This window comes from Desulfocastanea catecholica (assembly GCF_054657295.1).
Map to the genome: position 1 here is coordinate 51,915 of NZ_BAAHYZ010000022.1, position 23,682 is coordinate 75,596.

The following is a 23,682-nucleotide window of genomic DNA, read 5'->3' on the forward strand; positions in this document are numbered from 1 at the left end:
TTCCCGCGAAATGATTAGTCCAACAGAGCCCCTCCAGTCACGTCCTTCCGGAAGAGTAAATATCAACTTTCATGCCATAAAATTTAACCTCTGCAACTACCTGCTCTGTATAGACAATTTACATATTGACATCTTCCCGCACATGCTGGACTATACAAAAGGAAACGGTGGTAACGTTACCTGAATAACAACCGAGGAGTACTCAAACCATGTCAATGAAAACACATGAAATCTGGAACAGACGCTTCCTCAGCAGGATTATTGAATCCATGGCCGATGGGGTCTTTACCATGGATAGTCAGGGGAATATCTCTTCCTGGAATCAATCCATGGAGCGAATCAGCGGCTATACCGCCAACGAAGCCCTGGGCAGGCGGTGTGATTTGCTCAACTGCAGTCGGTGTTTTGGGGAAAACTGCCCGGCGAATATTGAGAAATGCCGGATTCTTACCCAAGAGCGTATTGAAGTCAAAGAATGCCAGTTACGGCATAAAGATGGTCATGATGTCCCGGTTATAAAAAATGCCAGTGTCGTCAAAGACGAGGATGGCGTGATTCTTGGCGTGGTTGAAACGGTAACGGATGTGACGGAACTGAATCAGGCGCGTCAGCGAGCAGAACAGGCGGCTCTGCGTCTGGGTGAAATCCACCGCCTCGATAACATTATCGGCAAGAGCCAGGCCATGCGCGATGTCTTTACGGCAATCAAGGCCGCGGCCGACAGCGATGCGACCATTATTATTCAGGGCGAAAGCGGCACGGGCAAAGAGCTGGTCGCCGGGGCCATACATTTTAACTCCATGCGCAGGGACAAACCGTTGATCACAGTCAATTGCAGTGCCCTGTCCGAATCTTTGCTGGAGAGTGAACTATTCGGCCACGCCAGGGGCGCCTACACAGGAGCTGTCCGTGATAGAATCGGCAGATTTGAAGAGACGGCCGGCGGCACTCTTTTTCTCGATGAGATTGGTGAGCTGAGTTCCTTTATTCAGGTCAAACTCTTGCGGGTGCTGCAGGAGCGGGAAATTGAGCGGGTTGGTGAGTCCAGGAAACGAAAGATTGATATCCGGCTCATCACCGCCACCCATCAGGATATTTACAAGCTGGTCAGCGAAGGTAATTTTCGCGAAGATCTCTATTACCGCCTGAAGGTGTTCCCGATAACCATTCCGCCTCTGCGGCAGCACAAAGAGGATATTCCCCTGCTGATCAGTCATTTTGTCCGTATCATGAATAAAAAAACCGGAAAACAGGTCATGGATACCTCGCGAGAGGTCATGCGCACGTTGATGGATCATGACTGGCCCGGCAATGTTCGAGAGCTGGAAAATGCCATCGAACATGCCTTTGTTCTCTGCAAAACAGATAGAATCGAACTGAAGGATCTGCCTTTTGAAATTCGACAGAGAGGCAAGGGCCGCACGGCAACAAAGAGCAATATCACACAAAGCCAGCCGCAACAAAGCCAAAAACAGAACCTGAAGCAGCACAATTTGACTAAGGAAAATCTACTTGCCTTGCTGGCCGACTGTGCCTGGAATAAAGCGGAAGTCGCACGGCGGGTCGGAGTGAGCCGTACCGCCATCTGGAAATATATGAAGAAATGGGATATTCCACTACAGGGTGAGCCTCTTTAAGAATTGAGCACCTCCGCCTGTTCTGCCAGTAAGCCCTTGAAACGATCAAGGGCAACAGGATAGGCGGTGAGCGTTATACCCATCCAGTCGACATACTCGAGAAATTTTTCCGGGTCTTCCGCCATAAAGCTGTCAAGAAAGCCAATACCGTCCAGGACTATGGCTCCACCGGTATGTCTCGGAAAATTTTCATTGGCACGTCCCTGATCCCAGCCATCGAAAACCTGGGCGCGATATTTCACCCACCCCGGGGTCATCCACCAGACCGGTTCCCCGCCGGCCATCTCCCGGGCAATTGTCTCGAGCTCCGCACCACTTGCCAGCATATCCATACAGTGCGTTGCCTGGATGCGTACCACGCCTTCGCCCTGTTCCTCGATGATCTGCTGCATTTGTCGCATCGGATCATCGATGTTCACATAACAGAATTTGCCACCGTAAACGACAATGACTTTGCGGTAGTTCTCTTTGGCCTTGCGAATCTGTTTGACCAACTGATGCTCCAACTCCTGGACGTTCTGGTGCAGTCCCGGGAGGGTATAGTATATCTGCGGGGAATTAAGAAACCCCTCCTTCTGCAGATATTGCAGTTCCATCCGCATGGTGCCACAGGAGACAATCGCGATATCGGAAAATGTTGTTGCCATTCTTCCCTCCTCAGGGGGGTCGTGCTTGAGTGGTATGCTCTGTTAAGGTGTTACCTTGTCAATCTCTTTCAGCAGCCTGGCGATATCTGCATCGTCGGGATGTCCTATCGCAGAGGGGGCATCCTTGATCCACGGTGGCGGCGGTTCCTTCGCCTGGGCTTTCACCAGGAAGTCCGCATTGACTTCTCCCTGGCAGTTAAAAGTTCCCAGGATGTGACAGGAGGAGGCCATTTTTTCCGCACCGGCCATGGCATTTTTGGCATGCTCGGAATGCACGGCAGCACCGTGGGTGGCCATGAGAAACAGCTTGCCGCCACGCAGGTTTTCCAGATACTTCCCTGCCAGGGGATCAACCTTGCCGGCCTGCAGCCAGAAACCGACGACAACAAGGTCAAATCCCGCACTGTCCGGGTTTTCTTCAATGGCCTGTATGACTTTTTCACCGGAAAGATGCGCATGGACGGCTTCGGCAAGTTTTTTTGTGTTACCTGATTTGGATGAATAGACTATCAAGATTTTCATGTTGTTTTTCTCCTTTTTCTGCTCGGTTAAAACCAATTATGCTGCTGCCATTCATCTCTCTATTACAAGATCAATGCCAAACATTCGATAGCAGGAAAAAAACAACATTATATTTTAGTTTCAATGAGTTGAAAATCATCCGCAGGCAAATGACAGAAGAAGAAAAACGTTACTTCCTCAAAAAAAAGTAACGTTACCAGCGTTTTTTGTTGCATTAATTCCTCGCAAAAAAACAATCTGTAATCTAAAGCCATTTCCGCCTTTTAAAAATGCCGAGCATGATAAGTCCGATGGCGGCCATGACCCCCAAAAGGCTGAAATAGCCCCAGGTCCATTTCAGCTCAGGCATATACTCAAAGTTCATGCCATAGATACCCGCGATAAAGGTGAGAGGAATGAAAATAGTCCCAATGATCGTCAGCACCTTCATAACCTCGTTCATGCGATTGCTGACGCTTGATAGATAAGTGTCGTGCATGCCGCCGATAATGTCGCGATAGGTCTCGACCATGTCGATGATCTGGATGGTGTGGTCATAAAGATCGCGCAGAAAGGGTCGCGTTGATTCGTCGATGAGCCCTGAAGCAGATTTTTCAATAGTTGAAGCGTTTTCCCGCAAGGGCCATATCACCTTGCGGAGCAAGACGATCTCGCGTTTCAGTCGATGCAGTTCATTCATATGCCTCGTATCGGGTGCGGTCAAAATCTCATCATCGATTGCCTCGATGTGATCGCCCAGCTTTTCAAGGGCCACGAAATAGCCATCTACCACCCCATCCATAATGGCGTATGCCAGATAATCAGCGCCGGCACTGCGTACCTTGCCCTTCCCCGAACGAACGCGCTGCCTCAAGTGATCAAGCACATCGCCGCTGCGTTCTTGAAACGAAATGACAAAGTTTTTGCCGAGGATGAGACTGACATTCTCATTTTCGATGGTGTTTTTTTCTTCGTCGTAGGTCAACATCTTCAAAACAAACAAAATGTATTCGTCAAACACTTCAACCTTGGGCCGCTGATGGGTATTAGAGATGTCCTCGGTGGTGAGCGGATGCAGGCCGAAAAAATTAGCCAGAGCTTGAACCACCTTAACGTCATGGATACCATTAACGTTAATCCAAGTAATATCGATTCCTTTCGGCAGTTGCATACAATCTTCAACACTTGCTGTATGTATTTCCTCAATATGCTCCCTGGAGTAACGCAGGATGCTGATATCAATCATCTCCTGTTTTTGCTCGCCGACAAAAACCGCTGTTCCCGGCGGCAGCCCCGATTTCTTCGCCCGCCTGAACACCTCGCCGGCTTTGCCTCGTCTACTTCGTTTCATGTCTCTCTCCCCCTGACTCGATGCACAATCAGATGTAATATATTTGCAAAATATTTGTCGCAATCTTACTTCATATACAACCGCTGTGTTAATCTCGACGCAAATAAATAGTACAACGCATTACTCGACTGCTGCGGTATATTGCGCTTGACATGAACCCGGACAAGCAACTGTTTCCCCGCTGGATGCTTGGTTTCGTCAGGCACTCCAGCCCAATCCACCTTGCTCCACTCCTTAGGGAAAAATTATGTTTTCCTCTTTTACCCTCAAGCTTCCGCGACAGATTATTTTCGGGCCAGGCAAACTGACCGAACTTGAACATATCCTTGGTCGATTCGGCGCGCGGCCTCTGCTGGTACTCGGTAGCCGCTCGTTTGCAGCAGCCGGACACGCTGTCGTGCTCGAGAAGATATTTGCCAAGCTGGGGATGCCGGTGCACACCGTGCATATCGGTTCGGAACCTTCACCGGAGATGATCGATGCAATAGTTGCCGACCTTGCCGACGCAGACATTGATCTGGTCATCGCCGTCGGTGGCGGCTCGACCCTTGACGGCGGCAAGGCCATTTCGGTTATGCTCAGGGAAAAAGGAGTGGTCATCAGGTTTCTCGAAGGTGTCGGCACGACAATTCCCAGCGGCAGGAAACTGCCCTTTGTCGCCATTCCGACAACGTCCGGCACCGGCAGCGAAGCGACCAGTAATGCCGTGATCAGTTCCATCGGCAGCCAGGGCTTTAAAAGCTCCCTGCGCCACGATAATTTCATTCCCGACCTGGCCCTGGTCGACCCGACGTTAACGCTGTCCTGTTCGGAAAAATTGACCGTTGCCTGCGGCATGGACTGCTTTAGTCAACTGGTAGAAGGCTATCTATCGACCAACAGCTCACCTCTTACCGACGCCCTGGCTGTCGACGGCCTCAAGGCAATTCATCGATCATTGCGTCTGGTCTGTGCCGATGGCGGCAATCTCCGGGCCAGAAGCGACCTCGCCTATGCGGCCCTGCTCTCCGGTATTGTCTTGTGCAATAGCGGCCTCGGCGCGGTACACGGCTTTGCCTCGGCTCTTGGCGGCCTTTTCCCCATCCCGCACGGGCTGGTCTGCGGCACCCTGATGGCTCCGGTGAACGCGCTGACCCTGAAAAATCTGCGCACAAAAGGTGATAACCTCCCGGCTCTGACTAAGTACACCCAGCTTGGCAGTCTCTTTAGCGACCAGCAGAACAAGACAGAGGCCTGGTACCAGGATTATTTCATTGAAGAGCTGAAAAGCCTCGCCGACGACCTGGCCATTGCACCACTCAGTGCATATGGCGTCACTGGCGCCGACATTGAAAATATCGTAGCGAAAACAGGTAATAAATACAATCCGACCCCGTTGGCCAGGGAAGACCTGGCCAGCATACTGCGCAGCAGAATCAGGGAGTGAGCAACTTAGAATTTATACGACAAGGCAAAGTGGTGCATATTGAGACCAATGTTATGGTCATAGATGCCGGCATTGGATTGGTGATAAAAGACATATTCCAGTCCCCAGTGTTCTCCTAATACCAGCTGCGCGCCAACCTTGGAATTGAACAGAAAACTTCCTCCGAGATTCTGGTCGGTAAACTCCGTCTCGCCTACCATAAAGCCGGCGCCAAAGCCGACGAAGAAATTGACCATGGCATGCGGGCTGAAGATAACCTGCGGCATCACGGAAAACCTGCCCGTCTCATCATTGTCGGAACCCTCTTCCCTGAGCAGGGCCGCAGCCACTTCTATGTCGGTTGCAACATTCCACGAGTCACCAAGGGTTGTCTTATAGGGGAGTGGCTGCCGCCAGAATATTTCGTATTGCTCCAGATCCTTATTTTCTTTAAATTCCATGCCATATCCTATACCCAATTGGGACGACATCTCGGCAAATGACGAGGAAGCAGCCACGACCACGAAGACAACAGATACAAAGAAGGTTTTTGCTGTAGGCATCATGTGAATTTATTTCCTCTTAGAACGTTTTAACTTTTTGGCTTGGTTGCCACCATGTATCGAACAACAGCTGCTTAAACGCGACCCTCGACAATATCCCTGCCGAACTGCTCCGCCCGGACCATTTCGTCGGGAACCTCGAGAACGGCCTTTCGCTTGTCGACCCCTTTGACCAGCAACTCTCCACCGTACTCGACATCCATGGCGTCATAGATATACCTGGCCGTCAACACGCTGCAGTCGAAAATCTTTGGTCCCACCGTCGCGGCGGTGGACAGCAGATAGCCCTTGCGTCCTTCGCCCTGACGAAATCTGTCACGCAGCAGATATTTTCTTGACCAGCGGGCCTGCATTCTGTCGCCGAAGATCTTACATTGGGCCGAGAGCCCGTAAAAATAGACCGGACTGACCAGCAGTATGCGATCTGCCGCATCTGCCGCCTGATAGATCGCCGTCATATCGTCCTTGATGACACAGTTGCCGCTTTTTTCACAGCCGCCGCATCCCTGACACGGCCGGATGCTCAAGTCGTTGAGGCGGATATGGTCGACCGTGCCGCCGCCCTGCTCGACCACTTCGGCGACTTTACCGGCCAGTGTCTCACCGTTTCCGCCTTTGCGGGGACTTCCCAACACAACGAGCATTTTCATAGTGTACTCTCCCTTATAAAATTCATTTTTGATTCCGCAACCTTTGCTTGATTTTACGCAACTGTCAAGTGCAAATTTTACAGAACCATATTCTCCGCCGTCCTTTCTGTCAGTGCCTTTATACGGCCGGCCTCAATATGCAGGGTCTCTTCTCTTTCTTCTTTACAATCGCCGCAAATAGCATACATTAATGGTATGCAATCTTCGAAATCTCCCTGTTGTCTGGGGCGAGGAACATTTATTTTGCCAGGTGCCCTACCGAGACAGACATTTCCATTGCATGGGAATGAGATTTATTGTTAATAAACCCTATGGACATGACAAACACAACAATTTTTGCCATCAAGCGATATGCGCTGCACGATGGGCCGAATATCAGGACGACCATTTTCTTCAAAGGCTGCCCGCTGAGTTGCCATTGGTGCCATAATCCCGAGGGGATCGACTTCAACATTAAAATTGTCACCCTTGGCGAGAAATGCGTCGGCTGCGGCGAGTGCGTCGACAATTGCCCGGAAAAGGCTCTGCAGCTCACCAACAATGGTATTGATCGCAATACCGAGCGCTGCACACTCTGCCGAACCTGTATTGAAACCTGTCCAGCCCTGGTGCACGAACCGACCGGCTGGGAAATGACCACCGAGCAGCTGCTAAACGAAATCAAAAAGGATCTGCCTTTTTATGACCAGTCCGGCGGCGGCGTGACCATCTCGGGAGGCGAGCCGCTGGCACAGCCAAATGCCCTCCTCGCTCTGCTGCAGGGCTGCGGCGCACTGGGTATCCACCGGACCGTCGACACCAGCGCTTTTGCACCGACCAAGACCCTGCTGCATGTTGCCGAACATACTGAGCTGTTTCTTATTGATCTCAAGCACATGGACTCCAGGCAACACCAGCAGTATACCGGCGTTGCCAACGACCTGATTGTACATAATCTGCAGACACTGGCGAAAAGCGGCGTACCGATACGAGTACGTCTGCCGCTTATTCCAGGCATCAATGATGATGAAGAAAATATCCGGGCAACGGGGATCTTTGTTGCCGGGTGCACTGGTGTCCAGGGCATCGATGTGCTCCCCTATCACCCTTCGGCAACCGCCAAATACAAAAAACTTGGCCTGGAATATAAGGGACATACGTTTACCACTCCTTCCAGGCAACATATAACCGAAGTAGCAAAAATTCTTAAGGAATACATCGAAGATGTCCAGATTGGAGGATAACATGAAGCAACGGATAGCACGACTGCGCGAGGAAAGTTTTCTGACAAAACCATCCATTTCCATCGAACGGGCACTGCTGGAAACCGAATTTTATAAAGAGAACAGCGGCAAATACTCTCTGCCCGTTTTGCGCGCCCTCTGTTTCAAGCATCTGTGCACCCACAAGAGCCTGTATATCGGCGATGGCGAGCTGCTCGTCGGCGAGCGGGGCCCGGGGCCAAAAGTAGTGCCGACCTTTCCCGAGCTGACCTGCCACAGCACCGACGATCTGCGGATTTTAAACGATCGGGCCATGACCAGCTATCGGGTCGACGCGGAGGATATCCGCCGCTACGAAGAAGAGGTCATCCCCTACTGGCAGGGACGGTCCATGCGTGACCGCATCTTCAGCAACATCCCCGAGGACTGGCGCATGGCCTATGAGGCAGGCCTGTTCACCGAATTCATGGAACAGCGGGCACCGGGCCATACCGCCCTGGACGGCACCATCTACACCATGGGTATGGTTGACTTCAAACAGCGCATAGCCGAAAGGATCGGCCGCCTGGATTATCAGAACGACCCGGAGGCCTCCGACAAGGCCGAGCAGCTCACGGCCATGGACATCTCCTGCGACGCGGCGATCATTTTTGCCCATCGCCATGCCGACCTCGCCGAAAGCATGGCGGCAGAAACGGAAGATCCGGCGCGACGGGCGGAACTGCGGAAAATTGCCCAAATCTGTCGCCAGGTCCCGGCCCACAAGCCGAGAACCTTCCATGAAGCCCTGCAGATGTACTGGTTTGTCCATCTGGGTATCATTACCGAGCTGAACGGCTGGGATGCCATGACCCCCGGCCATCTCGACCAGCACCTCCAGCCCTTTTATGAACAGGACCTGGCCGATGGCCTGCTGGACCGCGATGCGGCCAAGGAGCTGATCAGCTGCCTGTGGATAAAGGTCAACAACCACACCGCCCCGCCCAAGGTCGGCGTCACCGCCAAGGAGAGCGGCACCTATAACGATTTCACCCAGATTAATCTTGGCGGACTGAATGGTGCCGGGGGCGATGCCAGCAACGAGGTATCCTTTCTCTGCCTGGAGGTTTCCGATGAGCTCCACCTGCTGCAACCCCAGCCCAGTGTCCATATCAGCAACAAAACCCCGGATCGATTTTTAAAGGCGGCGACCAGGGTCATTCGCAAAGGCTATGGCTATCCCTCCGTTTTCAATACCGACATGGTGGTCATGGAGCAGGTCCGTGTCGGCAAGAGTGTCGAAGATGCTCGGGAAGGCGGCACCAGCGGCTGTATTGAAACCGGCGCCTTCGGCAAGGAGGCCTATATCCTTACTGGCTACCTCAATGTGCCGAAAATATTAGAAATCGCCCTCAACAACGGCGTTGATCAGTTGACCGGTAAACAGGTCTCGATTGCCACCGGTGATGCAGCAGCCTTTACCAGCTACGAACAGCTCTATGCTGCCTTCACCAGACAGCTTGAGCATGTCGTCAACCTGAAGATACGGGTCAACAACTACATTGAGCGGATGTACGCCAAGTACTCACCGGCGCCCTTTTTGTCGGTGGTCATTCATGACTGCATTGAAAAGGGCAAAGACTATTATGACGGCGGGCCACGCTACAACACCAATTATATCCAGTGCTGCGGCATTGGCACGGTCACCGACAGTCTGTCGGCAATCAAAACCCATGTTTTTGACAATGGCTCGGTCTCCATGGACAGGCTGCTCGCCGCTCTGCAGAATAATTTTGCCGGGGAAGAGGCGCTGCGCCTGAAATTGTGGAACAAAACGCCCTTCTACGGCAACGATGATGACCGGGCCGACGCTATCATGAAACGCGTCTACGACTCGCTCTTTGACAGTATCGACGGGAAAGCCAATACCAAAGGCACCGTCTATCACCTGAACATGCTCTCGACCACCTGCCATGTCTATTTCGGCAAGATGCTCGGCGCCTCTGCCAACGGCAGGTTTAGCCACCTGCCGGAGTCCGACGGTACATCGCCGTCCCATGGTGCCGACCGCAATGGCCCGACGGCGGTGATTAAATCACTCAGTAAGATGGACCAACTGAAATCCGGCGGCACCCTCTTGAATCAGCGCTTTCTGCCAAGCGTGCTGGCAAGCGAGCAGGACCTGGACAAACTGGGCGGCCTGATCCGCACCTACTTCACCCTGGGTGGTCACCATATCCAGTTCAATGTCATCGACAGCAAGACCCTGCGTTCAGCCCAGCTGCACCCCGATGAATACCGCAACCTGCTGGTCCGGGTGGCCGGCTACAGTGACTACTTTGTCGATCTCGACAGGGAACATCAGGAAGAGATTATCAGCAGGACAGAGCAGGAACTGGCCTAAGCTTAGGGCGAAAAAAAATGCCGGTCGAGGTGAAGAAACACCTCGACCGGCACTTTTTGTGGTCATAGATGAACAGTTTTACGCCGCCATCATTGTCCCATCATTGTCGTAAGCCTTCGGCAATGGCATCACAGACATAGTCGATATTTGACTTTGTCAGCCCGGCCAGGTTGATCCTTCCCCCGCCCACCACATAGATACTCTTGTTGCTGCGCAGCCAGGCCACGATGTCACTGGACAGGCCACTGAAGGAAAACATCCCGCGCTGATTGGCGATAGAGGAAAAATCGCCTTCCACCCCTCGTGCCGTAAGCCCCTTGACCAAAGCGACACGCATGGCCTTGATCCGGTCGCGCATCCCGGCCAGCTCGCCCAGCCACTGTGCATGCAGCTTTGGGTTACTGAGGATAGTCGCCACGACCAGACCGCCATGGGCCGGCGGATTGGAATAAATAACCCGGATAGTCGTTTTCAAGTGACTCATGGCCACCGCCGCTTCCTGTGCCGTCGGGCTGACTATGGTCAAGGCACCGACACGCTCATTGTACAGGCCAAAATTTTTGGAAAATGAGCTGGCGACGAAAAAATCAATGCCGGTCGCGGCAAACTCCTCAATGCCGCGCCGATCCGCCTCGACACTTTCTCCAAATCCCTGATAGGCGAAATCGAGAAAAGGAATCCAGCCCTTGTCCTTGCCGATGGCGGCCACCTCTTTCCACTGGGCCGGAGTGAGATCGACACCGCTCGGGTTATGACAGCAGGCATGGAACAGCACAATGTCGTCGGCCGGAATGTTTTCAAGGCTGTCCACCATGGCCGAAAAATCGACGGCCCGGCTAGCCGGATTGTAATAATCATATTCCGCCAGCTCAAAGCCGGCGGTCTTGAAGACACCATTGTGGTTCGCCCACGTCGGATTGCTGAGCCACACCTTGGCATCCGGATAAAATTTCTTCAACAGATCGCCGCCCACCCGCAGCGCCCCGGTCCCGCCCGGTGCATGGGCGGTGACCGCCCGACCGCTGGCGACAACCTCCGCCGATTTACCAAAGAGCAGTTTCTGTACTTCCGCCGCATAGACCGGATCACCGGAAATCGGCAGGTAGCTTTTCGTAGCCTCCTGTTCGAGAAGGATTTTTTCCGCCGCCTTGACACACTTCAAAACAGGGGTCTTGCCCGCCTCATCTTTATATACACCTACGCCGAGATTGACTTTCTGGACACTTGGATCGTTTCTAAACGCCTCGGTCAAGCCAAGGATAGAGTCTGCCGGAGCCGCCTGAATATCTTGCCACATCTATATGCCTCCATAAGGGATAATGATTTATCATACGTGGAATGTGGAAAATACAAACTTTTATTGAATTGTGTCAACAGGAATGAGAAGGAGGCGACAAACTGTTGCAGAGCAGCAGGTGAAAAGGGTTCAGGCTTTGACCAACAAGCGAGCAGGAAGGACAGACTTTGTCGGGCGAGACAATCGCCTGCTTGCTCTTCGGATCAACACGTGGTAAAAATTCTTCTTTATCTCCTCCCACAACGACATCAATAACAAACCGAAACCAAATGAAGAAAATTATCGCCGTTGGTTTTCTCCTGATCTGCGGTTTACTTGTGTTTCTCGCCACAATCGACCTCGAACCGTACCTGGCGTCAGAGCAACCGGACATTGCACACAGTGATGCGGCTAAACCGTCCCTCTTAGGAAGAGATGAACTGCCAGACAAAGACGACGCAGCCGGACCGCCTGCGGCCGACGCGACGGTGATCCCGGCGCAGCCAGAGTCCGTTGGCCAAAGCCGACCAGAGACTCAATCGGAAGCGACGTTCGAGGACCGCACAGCCGCGGCACCCATCGATGCCTCCACAACCGGTCGGGGACAGGCAACCGCTTCTGCCGCGACACAAATGCCGTCATCGCTGATCGAGCTGCAGGTCGAGCGGTTGCCGGAGGGCGAGTATCCATTTTCTATTCTGCTGGAAACCTTTACTGAACAGGCAACCGCCGAGATGGCCATGCCCTACTATGAAAAACGCGGTCTATCCCCGCACTGGGTTAAAGTGCATCTAGGGGAACAGGGCATACAATATCGACTGTTCACCGGCGTCTTTGCCACCATGCCGGAAGCACAGCTATATCTGGATCTCAACAAGCTGGTCGACAGACCGATTAAAGCGACCTATTATGCCGCACGGATAGGGGTCTATCAGGATAAGGCAGAGCTGGCGAGCACCTATGTCAAAACGAAAAATGCAGGCGTCATTCCCTACATCCTGGGTACGCAAAATGGCGACTACCATCTCTATGTCGGTGCCTTTTACACCTTTATCGGCGCCGCTGAACAGTGTCGCAATCTACGCGATGCCGGTTTACGCTGCGAACCGATCAAGCGCTCGACCATCCCGCCACGGTAACCGGGAGATTGTCCGGTTGCATGTTCAACAAACAACCGCGGCCATCCGCTTTACTTCCGCTTTCTTACCGATAACGACAATGACGTCACCGGCATTAAAAATCTCATGAGGCCCGGGGTTGAACACCATCTCCCCGGATTTTCTTTTGATGGCGACAATGATCACGCCAAAATCCTGCCGCAGATGACTGCTGACCACGGTTTTGCCGGTTATCGGCGAATGCTCTGGAATAACCGCCTCTTCCATCTGCAGGCCGAGTTCGGTGTGCATCATTGTCTGATCGAGGAAATCGACGACCGTTGGTTTATGCAGAATTTCCGCCATTCTCTTTCCACCCATCTGATACGGACAGACAACCCTGGAGGCCCCGGCACGAAGTAATTTGCTTTCGTTCTTCACGTCCGAAGCACGGGCCAGAATAAAAATATCCGGTCGCAGGCCTTTTGCGGAAAGGGCAATAAAAACATTGTCCGCATCGGAGCTGACCGCTGTCACAAGTCCGGTAGCTCGGTCGAGACCAGCAGCCACCAGGGCCTCGTCGGTAGTGGCATCCATATTCAGGTAGAGCGTATGCTCGGCTTCAAGGACGGCAATAGACTCCGGCTCCTGCTCAATTACCACCAGGGGGATACCTGCCGCAGTCAACTCCCTGACAATGGTAGAGCCTATCCTGCCATAGCCACAGATAATGTAGTGATTTTTCAGTGCCGAAATCTGCATTTCCAATTTTCTTCTCCCAAGAACTTTTCTTAACTCACCTTCAACAAATATGCGTGCGACCTGCCCCAGGGTATAGGTTAAAAGGCTGATGCCGAGAATTATAATGATAATGGTGATGGTTCTGCCGATATCGGACAGAGGCTTGATTTCAGAAAAACCGACGGTACTAATAGTGATAAGCGTCATATAGAAGGCCTCGAAAGGCAGCATATCTTCGAATACGACATAGCCGCTGGTACCAAAGCCAATGGTAACAAGGAGGAGAAAAAGAGAGAGTTTCAGTTTTGAGTAGTCCATATCCGGGCAGTCAGGAGGCAGCGACAGATGTCTTTCGGGATCTTGTATCGTACCAGCGGTATTTACCATGAAAAACAGCCGGCTGCCATGGCTTTCCAGACCGGCGAAAAAGAGGCGAATGTCAGAGACATGCCTGAAAAAATTGCCCTGCAAAATTTTTGCAAGGTTTATAAAATGCTCGACTCGTGCTATGTTGTTCGCAACTCAACGGTCGACCTGTTTCAGGGAGCCCTCAGCAGAAAGCCGGAGTAGGAAGCAACACAGAGGAAACAAGGAATGGAAATTCTCGTCGCCGAAGATGATGTCACCTCAAGATTGATTCTTGAGTCTATTATAAAAAAATGGTCGTTTGAAGTGATCAGTGTCGATAATGGCTTGGCCGCATGGGAGATTTTACAGCGGAAAAATGTCCCGCCAATCGCCCTGCTGGACTGGGAGATGCCCGGCCTTGACGGTCCCGAGCTGTGCAGACGGATCAAGCTCCTTGACCGGGAAAATCCACTGTATACCATTCTCCTCACCGGCCGGGACAGCAAGGAAGATATTGTCACCGGCCTTCAGGCAGGCGCGGATGACTATATAATCAAACCTTTTGACAACAATGAACTGCTGGCCCGGCTCAATGTGGCAAAACGGTTGGTAAAAACACAGCTCCTGCTCAATACAAAAGTTACCGAACTTGAGAGCGCCCTCGAGCATGTGAAAACCCTTCAGGGCATCATCCCCATATGCATGCACTGTCACAGTATTCGAAACGATGATGCGGCCTGGAATAAGCTCGAAATCTATATAGAACAACACTCCGATGCACAGTTCACCCACTCCATCTGTCCAGTCTGCATCATCAAATATTATCCCGAATATGCCGAAAACAGCGAGCAGGCAGACAAAGGGCGTGATTGATTGCAGCCGATGCCTGTTCCATCCCGACCATTTCACATCGGCAACCTGTCTCCAGGTCATTTCCAGGGAAAGAAAATCAGTTGCAGCGACCAAACCTTTACGATAGGATACAGCCGCAATATTTGTCCCCTCCCCCCGGTAAACGGGAAACAAGCCGGGATGCATTATAGTATCCCTTGAGGGCTCTTTTCATTAACCACATACTATTTTACCTGTACCACCAATACATCATTCATGATGTATTGGTGGTACAGGTTTTCACTGGTGAGACGTAATGAGTATGAAAAAACTTCGTGTAGAAAAAATCGGCGGAACGACCATGTCTCGCTTTGGAGAAGTTCTAGACAACGTTATCCTGCGGGATAAAAACGACATTTACAACAGAATCTATGTCGTTTCCGCCTATTCAGGCATTACCAATGAACTTCTGGAGCACAAAAAAACCGGTCAGCCCGGTATATACCAGGCCTTTTCCGAGAATGAAGACTATGAACCGGCCATGCTCAAACTGAAAGAAAAGCTCTGTGCGCTGAATCATAGCTTTGCAGCAATCGGACTGGATGTCAAAACAGCCGACAGCTTTGTCTGCGAGCGTATCGCTTTCGCCGTCAATATCCTCAAGAGTATGGAGAATGTGCTGTCCTCAGGATACGTCAATCGCATCGAAATGCTGCTGGCAGCGCGAGAACTTCTTTCTTCCATCGGGGAAATGCACAGTGCCTTTAACAGTACGAATATCCTGCAAAATCTTGGCTACAATGCTACTTTTGTCGACCTGAGCGGCTGGCAGGACAAGCATGAACGGACCATCGATCAACGCATTCGAGACAACTTCAAAGAACTTGATCCGTCAAAAACCATCTGTGTTGCCACCGGATACACCAAAGGCAGCGAAGGAATCATGCGGGAATTCGATCGCGGCTATTCCGAGGTTACTTTTTCCAAAATAGCTGTTCTGCTCGGCGCGGCCGAGGCGGTTATTCATAAAGAATACCATCTCTGCTCAGGAGACCCGATGATCATCGGGGAAGATAAAGTCCATCCGATTTGCAATACCAATTTCGATGTCGCCGATCAGCTCGCCGATGTCGGCATGGAGGCAATTCACCCCAAGGCCTCAAAACCGCTGGAGACCGCCGGCATTGCCATCCGCATAAAAAATGCCTTCGATCCAAGCCACAGCGGGACCCTGATCACCAAGGAGTATATCTGTCCCCAATCGAAAACAGAAGTCATTACCGGTTCAAACGCGGTTACCTGTGTTGAAGTCCACGATACCCGCATGGTCGGGGAAGTAGGCTTTGATATGCAGATCATGAAGATCCTTCTCAATCATCGAATCAGCTATATCAACAAGGCGACCAACGCGAATACCATTGATGTTATCATCTATGAAAAAGACTGCACTGCCGAGTTACTGACGGATATGCGCGAACATTTTGAAAACGTTGTCACCCAGAATGTGGCCATTGTCTGTGCCATAGGCTCGAATATCGCCAAACCAGGAATTCTGGCCAAGGCCACCAAGGCACTGGCGACCTCGGCCATCAACATCTTGACGGTATCGCAGACTTCAAGGCAGACCAACATGCAGTTCACCATAAACCGGGAGCATTTTGTCCAGGCGCAAAAGGCCCTGCATCATGCATTATGTGAAACAGATGATAATGAGTAAACGTTCGCCAAGGCACGACCAACTTGTCGTTTGGGGTGGGCAGTAGTAAATATTATTGCCAGTGAGACCAGGCGTCAGAGCACATTCACCCGGACATCTTCCGAGAGGGCCTCAATTTCTCCGGCGAGAATCTCACTTTCCGCCGCTTTCGGAACCGCCAGGGTCAGCTGTGCTGAAAAAACGGTTTCATTTATCCCATCCATGGTAAAACGTTTACATTCCATGTTTTCCACGGTGATATCCAGATTGGCCAGGATATTGCTTAAATCTGCCGTCAAGCCGGGTCTGTCGATGCAGTCAACAACCAGATGTATTCTTTTCGTCTTTTCCTGATTCGTTATTCTGGCTGCGGCATAGACAAAAGTAAGACTGGGATAGGTCTGCTCCAGGGTCGACTTCAGGCTCCACTCACGCTCTTCCTCGACAACCACACTCATAATAGCGGTAAACTGTCCACCCAGCTTAATAACCTTGCTGGTCAACCATTCTCCGCCCTGACTGCGGGTAGTTTGTGCCAATGCCTTGATTATCCCCGGAATATCCGAGCCGTAAACAGTGCTGATAAAATTGGTCTTCATACCTGTTCTTTTCCTGTATGGCAAAACGATACATATTTGTCGATCAAGATTTTCTCCGCCGCGAAAAAGATCCGCCTGACTCCCCATCGCGCGGTTCGAACTTGCATCAATTTTATTACGGTATATAGTGATTTTTGTATTACTGGATAGCAGCTCCAGCTTATTCATCAAAAAAACTTCAGCGATACAGCACGTCAACAAAAAACTATGAATCCTCCAGTGTATAGTAATTGGGATGGGACTGAACGTCGAAAACCAAATAGTTGCCGGAGACATACCGAACGGCGTTCGGCTCGAGAACGACGGTACGACAGCAGAGACAGTGCCACCAAAATCAATCGCAGCTTTTACGGCTGGCTACGATCTCTTATAAAAGCCAGGCTGGGCGTTGACCGGCGAAAAAATAGTGATCAACGCGTTGTCGCCGACCGACGCAACCCCACGCCAAGATCAATGCTGACCAAGGAAGAACTCGCCGACCTGTTGCGATAGCCAGGAAACATCCAGCTACTCCTTTTCCACAGCCTCTCCGGGCGGCAAAGGGGCACACTCGGTGTCCACGGGGCAGGCATCCTTGTCCTGATTTTCCAATCCAGGGAGTGTCATTCCAGGTATATTTGCAGACGCATTCGGCGCCGCACTGCTGGTTCCGCTGTAATCAACCGCCTTTGTTTCCCGGCAGGTTTCGTCCAGATAGTGCCGAATTCGCTGCTCTCCCCGCAGAACCACGGTATTCTGCTGTTCCAAGGCCACAAGCACCGGAATCTCTTTCATCGACAGCCTGTTCAAAAAAGAGATATTAATTTCGGGCTGATATTCCGCAGAAAACCGGCTCCCAGGGAAAGCAAAGTTTTCAATTCGCTCAATCGGATTAAAATGTACCGTGCAATTGTTCCCTTCCTGGAGTGCCTGAATAACTTTTTCGCAGTGGACACAGGTCGAAGAAAAAAAGAGGTAGAGCTTGACCTCCTGCTTTTCTCCCGCCACCATCGCCATGCTTCCCTCATCCAGTGATCCACCTGAGCCTGCCGCCCGCCCGAACTGCAGGCTGAAACAGGCGACCATCACCGCCGAAAAAAGCACTGTCCCGCGGAATATCTGCCGCGGACCGCTCAGTACGTTCAACAGAACAATGCAGGCAAAGATGAGCATGCAGTACGAACAAAAAACCGTGACGATGGAATATTGAAAGAAAACCAGTACCGCCTCGGCACAGAGACCAGCCAACAGGAGCAGCCTGGCAAATTTATGCCAGTGCTCCGAACCGTCACGTCCCCACAGCAGGCTCCAGAAAAGAGCCTGGAAAAACAAAAATCCGGCTATATTGAAATACAGCGGAGAAACATTGGTCAGACTATCGACAATCGCACAACCATTGCTGAAACATATGGTCTTCCCGCCGGTGTAAATGAAAAAGGCCTGTGCCGCCGTTAAAACGCTGGCCAGAAATGCTATAATTGCTCGTATCATGGGGAATATTTATCTTTTGAAATTGTATTGACCACTCTATTGCCCGGAGTTTGCCGTTCGCCAAACGCCTGGGAGTGCAGAACATGCACGTGCCTGTTTAATATTGCCACTGCCACTTCTTTTTGGAAGGTACATTTAAGTAAATTTTCCAGGAACTGCAATGATGAAAACCATGCACCAGATGACAACAGGCAGCATTTTTTAGCTGCAGGGATGTTTTTCTATCACACCATTTGCGTTTCAATGGGCGGAAGCTTATCCTTTTCCGTCCAGTATTGAAATAACTTTTTGAAAGAACGAGCCTGCCGCCACGGGGCGCTATGCTTCCCCGGCAAGCACCATTGATCAGATACCTGCCCTAGGGAGACTGCATGGAAATACAATGGAAAATATCCACCTTTGAGGAATTATCGACCGAAGAGCTCTATGAAATTCTCCACTTGCGGCAACAGGTCTTCATCGTTGAACAGCAGTGTGTCTATCAGGATTGTGATGGTCAAGACAGAAAAGCCCTGCATCTGGTGGGATGGACTAACAGGGGTGAAAGGCCGGAACCGGTTGCTTATCTGCGTATACTCCACCCCAAAAAAGAACGTCCATTTCCGTCCCTCGGCAGACTGCTCACCCGCGCGGATTATCGAGGAAAGGGCCTTGGCCGAGAAATTATGGCAAGATGCCTGCACACCCTCGAGGAACTCTTCCCCGAATCACCTGTTTGCATCTCCGCTCAGCAGTACCTTATTTCCTTCTACGAGAGCTTTGGTTTTCGTCTCTCCTCAGACGGATACGAGGAGGATGGTATCCCTCATGTAAAAATGACCCGCCATCCCTCCTCAGGTAAGCGATAGATTTAATTTGGCCTTATGTACCAGCGAACGAACGCTAAATAAACAAAGTGAATGTATTCACGCAAAAAATCGCTGCATTTACCAAGAAAATTGTCAAAAAAGAGAAAATGCGCTACGTTGAACAAAATATCATATCCGCAACCTCATCTTAACGTAAAGAGTGTCTCTCATGATTACCTATTTATACTGGACCGCCATCATCATTTCCGCCGGAGCAATTTTCGCCCTTTCTGCGAAATACGATAAATGGAAACTCGGCATCACCCTTGCCCTGATTGTTCTTGCAGTGGGCTGGAGCGCCTACTATTTCAGACTGCAGCAAGTTTTTGTCAAACGCTACGGTGGGGTGATGACCTTACAGGTTCCAGAAGGCCAATACCACATTCAAGCCACATGGAAAGACGACAACCTGTGGGTTGAAAATTATGACCCTGAAACTAACACTTGTATTTTCAGTGAATATTCAAAAGGAAATCTGCTCCAGGGCAAAGTGACCATAAAAAATTGCAAGCCGATTCCCAAGATGTAGTGTCTCAAGCAATAAGAATGATTGTCGTTGACGATAGCAATCATTCTTATTACTATTGCCGATTCATGCAGTCTTATTCATAAAAAGGAGAAAAAATGCAAAAATGGGAATGTCCTTGTGGTTATATTTATGATCCGGAAGAAGGTGATTACGAGAATGGTGTCGAGCCAGGAACCCCGTGGGAAAAAGTTCCTGCCGACTGGGTTTGCCCAAAGTGTGGTGCGGCAAAAGAGGATTTCTGGAAAGTTGATTAGAACCTTGTGTATTGTGACCGCAATATGCAAGCCCTAGTTTCACTCTGAGGACCACTCTCTTTTTCTGTTGAGCAGTGGTCTTCACCCTCTGTTGATACATCCACGTAACAGGCATTTTTTACCCAACCTCCCCCTCCTCATACCAATCGACTGCACCAGCCCTGTGCAAAACTTGCGCTTTTGAGTTTTAAAAGTGAAATATTTGGTCTTTTTTCATGTTTCCCTGAGACTGCCATGTCGCTAACCGCCCGAAGACAATAACATTGATAATTCGGCACATAATTTGCTGCAGTACAAGCAAAGCGTCGAAACCGTATTTTGATAGCAGAACGGCAGTAAGTACCTTCCCCGGCCATCAGCCCCACGTCTTCCCAACGCAGGATAACAGTCTGACGGGGATATTTATACGCATCAAACAGTGGAGTTCGACATCTTTACGGAGGAACGTATGAACCAACTCGCCACCTACAAAATACCCGAGACTCCTTATTTTTCAGAACAGAGGAAAAATGGCCGCCAAGAGGTGATTAATCTTCTGGTCATTACCGACAGGGGCACCGGACAGATACTCGACATTAATCGCGAAGGCCTATCCTTTGGATGTCTCTACCCACATACTTTCCCGGATGAATTCCATATTGATATTCTTGATACCAAGGACTCCCATATCAAAAAGCTCAAAGTTCGGAAAAGGAGAGAAACAAACGGCGATGACCAGGAGCCGGCAGGAATTTTTGAACTGGTCATCGGCGTTGAGTTTGCCGAAATCAGCGCATTTCAAGCAGAGGAACTGGATTACCTGCTGGACGAAAATCTAGGCCTGCTCGATTATTCCTCTCCGTCTCTACTGTAGATCACCCATAAACTCCCCTCCTCCTGCACCACCCATTCCCAGTAAGAATCAATTACTGGGAATGGAGGCACATGGTTTTTCCAGGTGAACGTTGCTGTGTGCTGCTCCCTCTATTTGCAGATCATTTCATACCACCCTACCGTCTTGCCAGCAAGAGATTCTGTCTTAATTTAGTACCTTATACTCAAGATTCACAAGGAGATTTATCATGAAAAAAACTCTTCTATTCCTCGTTATTCTGCTCGTAGCTACAACCCCGCTCTTTGCCGCCTCGGTACAAAAAATGGACAAGGATAAACTGAAATCCCTGCTCGGTTCGGAAAATCTTGTCATCCTTGACGTGCGTCAGGGAAGGGACTGGAGTACCAGTGCATTCAAAATAAAAGATGCACTGCGAGTCGATGACGGTGACCTTTCGGTGGCAAAAGCCTACCCAAAGGACAACACCTTCGTTCTCTATTGCGCCTGACCGAACGAAGCGACAAGTGCCGGTCTGGCACAAAAGCTCATCGATGCCGGATATGACAAGGTGTATGCCCTGAAAGGCGGATGGCAGGAGTGGTATCGCAATAAATATCCCGTGGAAGAGAAATAGTTTGCGCGGCTGCATACAAAAAAGCCGGAACCGCCCAGCTTGGGCGGTTCCGGCTGAAAACCAGGAACGGTGTGGTTAAATTGCTTGCAGGTAGGGCTTGAATTTGGCCAGACTCTTATTGCCAATGCCTTTGACCATGGTCAGCTCATCGAGGCTTTTGAATTGACCATTGTCTTTACGATATTGAAGAATTGAGTCGGCGGTAACGGGACCGATACCAGGAATCTGCACCAGAAGTTCCTTGTCGGCGGTATTAATATTCACATCGTGAGGGATTTCTTTCTTCGCACTGGCTGCTTTTTTTGCAGTATTTGCCGTATCAGTCACAGCCGTTGCTTCTTTTTGATCAGATGCCGCATAACTTTTGTCTGCAAAGGTGGCCAAGCTAAGGGTGCAAGTGAAGAGAGCGACGAGTAACAGATGAAAAGCTTTCATGGGATCTCCTTTGGCATAATTTTGTTGATGAGTGATGGCATCGGTGCCGTGCTGTTTTCTGTTCTGCGCACCTGTTGCGCTGTACGATCGTGCTGTACTACAAAAAATCAGCGTCTTGATTTCTCCAAAATGTAGCCGAGTCACCTCACAATTATCCCACAAAGTTCATCAGAGAGATATTTTCCACATAAAACCGCTGCAAAAAAAAACCCCGTGGATCTAAAGTACAGTAGTAACTTCAGGTCCCCGGGGTCGTTCTTACAAAAAAACGGATTAAAAAAAATTTACATAATCGGTTTCATGGCGCTCATATGCGAGCGTAATTCTTCGCCTACCCCTTCTATTGAGGTGTAGCGGATTGCCTCATTGACCTGGATAAGGTCGAGGTTATCGACGCCGTGGTCCTGCAGCTCAAGGCCCTTGCCGATCACGTCGGTGCCGATGGTCTTCATAAAATCCTGCAAAAGAGGCACGGCGGCGTTGGCAAAAAGATAGTTGCCGTATTCAGCGGTATCGGAAATAACCACGTTCATCTCATACAGTTTCTTTCTGGCAATGGTGTTGGCGATAAGAGGTGTCTCATGAAGGGACTCGTAATAGGCCGATTCCTCTCTGATGCCGCAGTCGACCATGGTATCGAAGGCCAGTTCCACGCCGGCCTTGACCATGGCGACCATGAGTATGCCCTTATCATAGTATTCCTGCTCGCTGATTTCCTCATTGGTCGAGACCGCCTGCTCAAAGGCGGTTTCTCCGGTTTCCTTGCGCCATTTAAGCAGATTTGCATCATCATTGGCCCAGTCTTCCATCATCGTTTTGGAGAATTGGCCGGAAGCGATATCATCCATATGCTTTTCAAAAAGCGGCTGCAAAATGGTCCGCAGCTCTTCGGCAAGAAGATACGCTTTAATCTTTGCCGGATTGGACAGCCTGTCCATCATGGCACTGATGCCGCCGAGTTTGAGGGATTCGGTCACCACTTCCCAGCCGTACTGGACAAGTTTTGACGCATATCCGGCATCGATACCCTCCTCGACCATCTTGTCGAAGCAGAGCAGGGATCCGGTCTGCAGCATGCCGCACAGGATGGTCTGCTCGCCCATGAGATCAGATTTTACCTCAGCGATAAAGGACGATTCCAGCACCCCGGCCTTATCTCCCCCGGTAGCGCAGCAGTAGGCCTTGGCAATGTCCCAGCCTTCGCCGTTCGGATCGTTTTCCCCGTGCACCGCGATCAGAGTCGGTACACCGAAACCGCGCTTGTATTCCTGGCGGACTTCGGTGCCGGGCGCCTTGGGCGCAACCATGATAACCGTCAGATCCTCGCGCACCTGCATGCCCTCTTCGACGATATTAAAGCCGTGGGAATAGGAGAGACAGGCGCCTTTTTTCATAAGGGGCATGATCGTGGACACGACGTTGGTATGCTGCTTGTCAGGCGTCAGGTTGATGACCAGATCAGCGCTGGGGATGAGTTCTTCATAGCTGCCGACACGAAAATCATTTTCCGTGGCGTTCTTCCAGGACTGACGTTTTTCCTTGATGGCCGCGGCCCGCAAGGCGTAGGATACGTCCAGGCCGCTATCGCGCAGATTCAGCCCCTGATTCAATCCCTGGGCGCCACAGCCGACGATGACGACTTTTTTGCCTTTCAGGTAATCGACGCCGCTGAATTCCGCGGCATCCATGAAACGGCATTTGGACAGTTCCGCTAACTGCCGACGAAACGGCAGAGTGTTAAAGTAGTTCGAACCCATTTTTATCTCCTTGT

25 protein-coding genes are annotated in these 23,682 nt (G+C 50.8%); 14 read left to right on the top strand and 11 right to left on the bottom strand.

The window, feature by feature from the left end; translation table 11 throughout:
* Positions 1-215 precede the first annotated feature (215 nt).
* Complete coding sequence (locus ACYQ8U_RS17635) at positions 216-1,637, top strand: sigma-54 interaction domain-containing protein (RefSeq protein ID WP_459946909.1); 1,422 nt, start codon at positions 216-218, stop codon at positions 1,635-1,637.
* Here ACYQ8U_RS17635 and ACYQ8U_RS17640 read toward each other — a convergent pair.
* From ACYQ8U_RS17640 to corA, 3 genes are all read right to left on the bottom strand, one after another.
* Positions 1,634-2,284 (bottom strand): DUF1638 domain-containing protein, encoded by a 651-nt coding sequence (locus ACYQ8U_RS17640; RefSeq protein WP_459946878.1) that lies wholly within the window; start codon positions 2,282-2,284, stop codon positions 1,634-1,636. The genes ACYQ8U_RS17635 and ACYQ8U_RS17640 overlap by 4 nt on opposite strands.
* A gap of 42 nt (positions 2,285-2,326) precedes the next feature.
* Complete coding sequence (locus ACYQ8U_RS17645; protein ID WP_459946879.1) at positions 2,327-2,806, bottom strand: flavodoxin family protein; 480 nt, start codon at positions 2,804-2,806, stop codon at positions 2,327-2,329.
* A gap of 244 nt (positions 2,807-3,050) precedes the next feature.
* A complete protein-coding gene (gene corA, locus ACYQ8U_RS17650) occupies positions 3,051-4,136 on the bottom strand; it encodes a magnesium/cobalt transporter CorA (RefSeq protein ID WP_459946880.1) in 1,086 nt (361 codons plus the stop codon).
* Between the two features lie 247 nt (positions 4,137-4,383).
* On the opposite strand from corA, the gene ACYQ8U_RS17655 reads away from it, so the two are divergent.
* Positions 4,384-5,562, top strand: coding sequence for an iron-containing alcohol dehydrogenase (locus ACYQ8U_RS17655; RefSeq protein ID WP_459946881.1), 1,179 nt, complete (start codon positions 4,384-4,386; stop codon positions 5,560-5,562).
* A gap of 5 nt (positions 5,563-5,567) precedes the next feature.
* Here ACYQ8U_RS17655 and ACYQ8U_RS17660 read toward each other — a convergent pair whose 3' ends face one another.
* Both ACYQ8U_RS17660 and ACYQ8U_RS17665 read right to left on the bottom strand, forming a co-directional pair.
* The gene (locus ACYQ8U_RS17660) at positions 5,568-6,107 is read right to left on the bottom strand and encodes an acyloxyacyl hydrolase (protein WP_459946882.1); all 540 of its coding nucleotides are present in this window, start codon (positions 6,105-6,107) and stop codon (positions 5,568-5,570) included.
* 71 nt (positions 6,108-6,178) lie between these two features.
* Positions 6,179-6,754, bottom strand: coding sequence for a flavodoxin family protein (locus ACYQ8U_RS17665; protein ID WP_459946883.1), 576 nt, complete (start codon positions 6,752-6,754; stop codon positions 6,179-6,181).
* A 311-nt stretch (positions 6,755-7,065) separates the two neighbouring features.
* Between ACYQ8U_RS17665 and ACYQ8U_RS17670 the strand changes: the two genes are divergently transcribed.
* Together ACYQ8U_RS17670 and hypD are read left to right on the top strand one after the other, a co-directional pair.
* Positions 7,066-7,977, top strand: coding sequence for a glycyl-radical enzyme activating protein (locus ACYQ8U_RS17670; protein WP_459946884.1), 912 nt, complete (start codon positions 7,066-7,068; stop codon positions 7,975-7,977).
* 1 nt (position 7,978) lies between these two features.
* On the top strand, positions 7,979-10,339 hold the full coding sequence (hypD, locus tag ACYQ8U_RS17675; protein ID WP_459946885.1) for a trans-4-hydroxy-L-proline dehydratase: 2,361 nt from the start codon (positions 7,979-7,981) through the stop codon (positions 10,337-10,339).
* A 100-nt stretch (positions 10,340-10,439) separates the two neighbouring features.
* On the opposite strand, the gene ACYQ8U_RS17680 is transcribed toward hypD, so the two are convergent.
* The gene (locus ACYQ8U_RS17680) at positions 10,440-11,636 is read right to left on the bottom strand and encodes an amino acid aminotransferase (protein WP_459946886.1); all 1,197 of its coding nucleotides are present in this window, start codon (positions 11,634-11,636) and stop codon (positions 10,440-10,442) included.
* 269 nt (positions 11,637-11,905) lie between these two features.
* On the opposite strand from ACYQ8U_RS17680, the gene ACYQ8U_RS17685 reads away from it, so the two are divergent.
* Positions 11,906-12,754: a hypothetical protein gene (locus tag ACYQ8U_RS17685; protein ID WP_459946887.1), complete on the top strand. Its 849-nt coding sequence runs from the start codon at positions 11,906-11,908 to the stop codon at positions 12,752-12,754.
* 24 nt (positions 12,755-12,778) lie between these two features.
* On the opposite strand, the gene ACYQ8U_RS17690 is transcribed toward ACYQ8U_RS17685, so the two are convergent.
* On the bottom strand, positions 12,779-13,771 hold the full coding sequence (locus ACYQ8U_RS17690) for a potassium channel family protein (RefSeq protein WP_459946888.1): 993 nt from the start codon (positions 13,769-13,771) through the stop codon (positions 12,779-12,781).
* Between the two features lie 27 nt (positions 13,772-13,798).
* Here ACYQ8U_RS17690 and ACYQ8U_RS17695 point away from each other — a divergent pair, with 27 nt between their 5' ends.
* From ACYQ8U_RS17695 to ACYQ8U_RS17705, 3 genes are all read left to right on the top strand, one after another.
* A complete protein-coding gene (locus tag ACYQ8U_RS17695) occupies positions 13,799-14,023 on the top strand; it encodes a hypothetical protein (RefSeq protein ID WP_459946889.1) in 225 nt (74 codons plus the stop codon).
* A gap of 24 nt (positions 14,024-14,047) precedes the next feature.
* On the top strand, positions 14,048-14,674 hold the full coding sequence (locus ACYQ8U_RS17700) for a response regulator (protein WP_459946890.1): 627 nt from the start codon (positions 14,048-14,050) through the stop codon (positions 14,672-14,674).
* A gap of 274 nt (positions 14,675-14,948) precedes the next feature.
* Positions 14,949-16,349, top strand: coding sequence for an aspartate kinase (locus ACYQ8U_RS17705; RefSeq protein WP_459946891.1), 1,401 nt, complete (start codon positions 14,949-14,951; stop codon positions 16,347-16,349).
* A 74-nt stretch (positions 16,350-16,423) separates the two neighbouring features.
* On the opposite strand, the gene ACYQ8U_RS17710 is transcribed toward ACYQ8U_RS17705, so the two are convergent.
* Entirely contained in the window at positions 16,424-16,927 is a 504-nt protein-coding gene (locus ACYQ8U_RS17710) for a glycine cleavage system transcriptional repressor (RefSeq protein WP_459946892.1), read from the bottom strand.
* Positions 16,928-17,134: 207 nt separating this feature from the next.
* On the opposite strand from ACYQ8U_RS17710, the gene ACYQ8U_RS17715 reads away from it, so the two are divergent.
* Positions 17,135-17,419, top strand: coding sequence for a hypothetical protein (locus ACYQ8U_RS17715; protein WP_459946893.1), 285 nt, complete (start codon positions 17,135-17,137; stop codon positions 17,417-17,419).
* Between the two features lie 15 nt (positions 17,420-17,434).
* On the opposite strand, the gene ACYQ8U_RS17720 is transcribed toward ACYQ8U_RS17715, so the two are convergent.
* Positions 17,435-18,397: a vitamin K epoxide reductase family protein gene (locus ACYQ8U_RS17720; RefSeq protein ID WP_459946894.1), complete on the bottom strand. Its 963-nt coding sequence runs from the start codon at positions 18,395-18,397 to the stop codon at positions 17,435-17,437.
* A 371-nt stretch (positions 18,398-18,768) separates the two neighbouring features.
* Here ACYQ8U_RS17720 and ACYQ8U_RS17725 point away from each other — a divergent pair, with 371 nt between their 5' ends.
* The 5 genes from ACYQ8U_RS17725 to ACYQ8U_RS17745 all read left to right on the top strand — a co-directional run bounded on the left by ACYQ8U_RS17725 (position 18,769) and on the right by ACYQ8U_RS17745 (position 21,476).
* A complete protein-coding gene (locus tag ACYQ8U_RS17725; RefSeq protein WP_459946895.1) occupies positions 18,769-19,245 on the top strand; it encodes a GNAT family N-acetyltransferase in 477 nt (158 codons plus the stop codon).
* 169 nt (positions 19,246-19,414) lie between these two features.
* A complete protein-coding gene (locus ACYQ8U_RS17730; protein WP_459946896.1) occupies positions 19,415-19,774 on the top strand; it encodes a hypothetical protein in 360 nt (119 codons plus the stop codon).
* Between the two features lie 95 nt (positions 19,775-19,869).
* Positions 19,870-20,028: a rubredoxin gene (locus tag ACYQ8U_RS17735; RefSeq protein ID WP_459946897.1), complete on the top strand. Its 159-nt coding sequence runs from the start codon at positions 19,870-19,872 to the stop codon at positions 20,026-20,028.
* A gap of 448 nt (positions 20,029-20,476) precedes the next feature.
* On the top strand, positions 20,477-20,881 hold the full coding sequence (locus tag ACYQ8U_RS17740) for a hypothetical protein (RefSeq protein WP_459946898.1): 405 nt from the start codon (positions 20,477-20,479) through the stop codon (positions 20,879-20,881).
* A 208-nt stretch (positions 20,882-21,089) separates the two neighbouring features.
* The gene (locus tag ACYQ8U_RS17745) at positions 21,090-21,476 is read left to right on the top strand and encodes a rhodanese-related (seleno)protein (RefSeq protein WP_459946899.1); all 387 of its coding nucleotides are present in this window, start codon (positions 21,090-21,092) and stop codon (positions 21,474-21,476) included.
* A 75-nt stretch (positions 21,477-21,551) separates the two neighbouring features.
* On the opposite strand, the gene ACYQ8U_RS17750 is transcribed toward ACYQ8U_RS17745, so the two are convergent.
* A complete protein-coding gene (locus tag ACYQ8U_RS17750) occupies positions 21,552-22,055 on the bottom strand; it encodes a ComEA family DNA-binding protein (protein WP_459946900.1) in 504 nt (167 codons plus the stop codon).
* A gap of 140 nt (positions 22,056-22,195) precedes the next feature.
* Positions 22,196-23,668, bottom strand: a complete 1,473-nt coding sequence (gene ilvC / locus ACYQ8U_RS17755; protein ID WP_459946901.1) for a ketol-acid reductoisomerase — start codon at positions 23,666-23,668, stop codon at positions 22,196-22,198.
* Positions 23,669-23,682: the final 14 nt, after the last annotated feature.

Excerpts from the sequence above, each read along its gene's own strand:
- ACYQ8U_RS17635 (WP_459946909.1), top strand. The coding sequence starts at position 216 with ATGAAAACACATGAAATCTGGAACAGACGCTTCCTCAGCAGGATTATT.
- ACYQ8U_RS17640 (WP_459946878.1), bottom strand. The coding sequence starts at position 2,284 with ATGGCAACAACATTTTCCGATATCGCGATTGTCTCCTGTGGCACCATG.
- ACYQ8U_RS17645 (WP_459946879.1), bottom strand. The coding sequence starts at position 2,806 with ATGAAAATCTTGATAGTCTATTCATCCAAATCAGGTAACACAAAAAAA.
- corA (WP_459946880.1), bottom strand. The coding sequence starts at position 4,136 with ATGAAACGAAGTAGACGAGGCAAAGCCGGCGAGGTGTTCAGGCGGGCG.
- ACYQ8U_RS17655 (WP_459946881.1), top strand. The coding sequence starts at position 4,384 with ATGTTTTCCTCTTTTACCCTCAAGCTTCCGCGACAGATTATTTTCGGG.
- ACYQ8U_RS17660 (WP_459946882.1), bottom strand. The coding sequence starts at position 6,107 with ATGATGCCTACAGCAAAAACCTTCTTTGTATCTGTTGTCTTCGTGGTC.
- ACYQ8U_RS17665 (WP_459946883.1), bottom strand. The coding sequence starts at position 6,754 with ATGAAAATGCTCGTTGTGTTGGGAAGTCCCCGCAAAGGCGGAAACGGT.
- ACYQ8U_RS17670 (WP_459946884.1), top strand. The coding sequence starts at position 7,066 with ATGGACATGACAAACACAACAATTTTTGCCATCAAGCGATATGCGCTG.
- hypD (WP_459946885.1), top strand. The coding sequence starts at position 7,979 with ATGAAGCAACGGATAGCACGACTGCGCGAGGAAAGTTTTCTGACAAAA.
- ACYQ8U_RS17680 (WP_459946886.1), bottom strand. The coding sequence starts at position 11,636 with ATGTGGCAAGATATTCAGGCGGCTCCGGCAGACTCTATCCTTGGCTTG.
- ACYQ8U_RS17685 (WP_459946887.1), top strand. The coding sequence starts at position 11,906 with ATGAAGAAAATTATCGCCGTTGGTTTTCTCCTGATCTGCGGTTTACTT.
- ACYQ8U_RS17690 (WP_459946888.1), bottom strand. The coding sequence starts at position 13,771 with ATGGACTACTCAAAACTGAAACTCTCTCTTTTTCTCCTCCTTGTTACC.
- ACYQ8U_RS17695 (WP_459946889.1), top strand. The coding sequence starts at position 13,799 with ATGTCTTTCGGGATCTTGTATCGTACCAGCGGTATTTACCATGAAAAA.
- ACYQ8U_RS17700 (WP_459946890.1), top strand. The coding sequence starts at position 14,048 with ATGGAAATTCTCGTCGCCGAAGATGATGTCACCTCAAGATTGATTCTT.
- ACYQ8U_RS17705 (WP_459946891.1), top strand. The coding sequence starts at position 14,949 with ATGAGTATGAAAAAACTTCGTGTAGAAAAAATCGGCGGAACGACCATG.
- ACYQ8U_RS17710 (WP_459946892.1), bottom strand. The coding sequence starts at position 16,927 with ATGAAGACCAATTTTATCAGCACTGTTTACGGCTCGGATATTCCGGGG.
- ACYQ8U_RS17715 (WP_459946893.1), top strand. The coding sequence starts at position 17,135 with ATGAATCCTCCAGTGTATAGTAATTGGGATGGGACTGAACGTCGAAAA.
- ACYQ8U_RS17720 (WP_459946894.1), bottom strand. The coding sequence starts at position 18,397 with ATGATACGAGCAATTATAGCATTTCTGGCCAGCGTTTTAACGGCGGCA.
- ACYQ8U_RS17725 (WP_459946895.1), top strand. The coding sequence starts at position 18,769 with ATGGAAATACAATGGAAAATATCCACCTTTGAGGAATTATCGACCGAA.
- ACYQ8U_RS17730 (WP_459946896.1), top strand. The coding sequence starts at position 19,415 with ATGATTACCTATTTATACTGGACCGCCATCATCATTTCCGCCGGAGCA.
- ACYQ8U_RS17735 (WP_459946897.1), top strand. The coding sequence starts at position 19,870 with ATGCAAAAATGGGAATGTCCTTGTGGTTATATTTATGATCCGGAAGAA.
- ACYQ8U_RS17740 (WP_459946898.1), top strand. The coding sequence starts at position 20,477 with ATGAACCAACTCGCCACCTACAAAATACCCGAGACTCCTTATTTTTCA.
- ilvC (WP_459946901.1), bottom strand. The coding sequence starts at position 23,668 with ATGGGTTCGAACTACTTTAACACTCTGCCGTTTCGTCGGCAGTTAGCG.